Source organism: Argonema antarcticum A004/B2 (genome assembly GCF_023333585.1).
In the GTDB taxonomy this organism is placed as follows: Bacteria; Cyanobacteriota; Cyanobacteriia; order Cyanobacteriales; family Aerosakkonemataceae; genus Argonema; species Argonema antarcticum.
Map to the genome: position 1 here is coordinate 1 of NZ_JAIQZN010000232.1, position 1504 is coordinate 1504.

A 1504-nucleotide genomic window follows, 5' to 3' on the forward strand; every position below is an offset into this window, starting at 1 on the left:
TGGGTGTTTGCACGCTGAAACCCTTATTCAGTAAGGCTTTTGTGGTTGGCGATCGCCAAGTTTGTGAGAAATGCGGGATTCCCACTATCCATATCCATATACAAGAGGAGTTAAACAAGGAAAGGTTAGACAGCGATCGCACTGACACTATCTATGTACAAGACTAGATGAACAAGGAAATTTTACAGCGGCTTGCAGCCGCTGTATCTTGGGATTAGAACCATCTACGATTCTGGACAAATTTCCAACGAGCGTTGTAATTCCGAATATGCGTTCAAACGTTGACTCTCAGAAGATAGAACGACTGATGCAAGTCTTGGGTAGAGAAGCTCAGGGTTCTGGCTGCATTTACTTTACAGGTGGCGCTAGTGCCCTACTAATTGGATGGCGTAATTCCACGATTGATGTCGATATGCGTCTGGACCCTGAACCCCCAGGAATTTTCCAAGCAATCGCCAAACTCAAACAAGAATTGAACATCAATATCGAACTGGCTTCTCCACAGGATTTCTTACCTCCTCTTCCGGGATGGCGTGATCGGAGCGTATTCATTGGCAAACAAGGTCAAATCTCGTTTTATCATTATGACTTTACAGCCCAAGCTCTCTCTAAACTATCCAGGGGATTTGACCGTGACATTAAAGATGTTCAAGCCATGTACGAACAGAAATTATTTTCTTTGAGAGGGCTACGGGATGGCTTTGAAGCTATTGCACCCGAATTAATCCGATTCCCCTCCCTTAATCCTGATGTGCTTAGAAGCCGAGTCGAGAACTTCATCGAACGTTTTGAAGGTAACCGAGAGGAGGGTCAATCATGAGTCTCAATGAGTTGCCGGGAGCAGAGTTAATCTTACCTGGACTGAACGATCTTCAGAATGATGAGGCGAATACAGTTGGGTCATTGTTGGTTGCGATCGCAGCAACGCGCTTAACCGAAGCAGGCTTAGATGTTCCTTTAGAACATCTAGCCCCAGAGCCAGAGCTGATCTTGTATGCCCGTCTTCAAGATGAACGGGACGATGCTTACCTTTACTATAATGCTTTGCTCAATAGCCTCAACAGCTTTTGCAATGCGCTTGAACTCAGTTATAAATATATGCCATCTAACAATCTTATTATGTAACCGTTCAGGGGGTGCGCCTGCGGCGCACCACCCCAAGAGGAGTTGGAGGCTAATCTAAACTCCAGTCAGATGGCTGCCAACCAAAAATTTTATGGCTGTACCTCACGCGGCTGCAAGCCGCTGTATTAACCCAACTTTCACCGCTTTCTAGTCAAGAGCTACCTTATATGATGCTAAGTTGTCTAGTTTCAACATTTGCTATTGGGCTTTTAATTGGTTATTTGCCTATATGGATTGGCAGAAACTTTCTAAAAATTTATTAGTTAAGCCTGCCTGCCGTCTCATCCACCTTTACTACTTTCCCCGCATTTCTCACAAACTGATTTAAGAAGCTGATTTGGGGATGAAAAATTGAACTTTTTGAAAAACAAGAGATATG

The 1504-nt window shown here is 44.1% G+C and carries 2 protein-coding genes; both read left to right on the forward strand.

Annotated features, from left to right (window positions below):
* The first annotated feature begins 268 nt into the window (after positions 1-268).
* Positions 269-820 (forward strand): DUF6036 family nucleotidyltransferase, encoded by a 552-nt coding sequence (locus LAY57_RS35555; protein ID WP_249072201.1) that lies wholly within the window; start codon positions 269-271, stop codon positions 818-820.
* Entirely contained in the window at positions 817-1125 is a 309-nt protein-coding gene (locus LAY57_RS35560; RefSeq protein ID WP_249072203.1) for a hypothetical protein, read from the forward strand. The genes LAY57_RS35555 and LAY57_RS35560 overlap by 4 nt, the downstream gene beginning before the upstream one ends.
* Positions 1126-1504 lie beyond the last annotated feature (379 nt).

Bases quoted from the DNA above. Each gene is read 5' to 3' on its own strand.
- LAY57_RS35555 (WP_249072201.1), top strand. From the start codon at position 269: ATGCGTTCAAACGTTGACTCTCAGAAGATAGAACGACTGATGCAAGTC.
- LAY57_RS35560 (WP_249072203.1), top strand. From the start codon at position 817: ATGAGTCTCAATGAGTTGCCGGGAGCAGAGTTAATCTTACCTGGACTG.